At 68.5% G+C, this 445-nt stretch carries 1 protein-coding gene; it reads left to right on the top strand.

Annotated features, from left to right (window positions below):
• Positions 1-29: 29 nt before the first annotated feature.
• A partial coding sequence (locus ACLD7X_RS18990) for a fumarate hydratase (RefSeq protein WP_425625523.1) occupies positions 30-445 on the top strand: 416 nt, incomplete at its 3' end.

Below are 445 nucleotides of genomic sequence, written 5' to 3'. Positions count from 1 at the left end.
GCCACCGCCCGATCTGCCAGGACACGGGCGTGGCCAACATCTTCCTCGAAGTGGGCATGGGCGCCCGCATCGATGCGACCCGCAGCCTGCAGGACATCGCGGATGTCGCCGTGCGCGAGGCCTATCTCGCCGAAGACAATCCGCTCCGCGCCTCGATGCTGCGTGACCCCGTGTTCGACCGCCGCAACACCGGCGACAACACGCCGGCCATCGTGAATGTCCGGCTCGTCGCGGGCGACAAGCTCACCGTCGATGTGTCGGCCAAGGGCGGCGGCTCCGAGAACAAGGCGCGCTTTGCCGTGCTCGACCCCGGCCAAGACATCGCCGATTGGGTCGTCTCGACTGTCGAGACGCTGGGGGCGGGCTGGTGTCCACCCGGCATTCTGGGCATCGGTGCGGGTGGCGGCGCCGAGACGGCCATGCTGCTCGCCAAAGAGTCGCTGAA

It is taken from the genome of Aphanothece microscopica RSMan92, assembly GCF_046613545.2.
Classification (GTDB): Bacteria; Cyanobacteriota; Cyanobacteriia; order PCC-6307; family Cyanobiaceae; genus NIES-981.
This window is presented reverse-complemented; position numbering and strand designations above follow the sequence as displayed.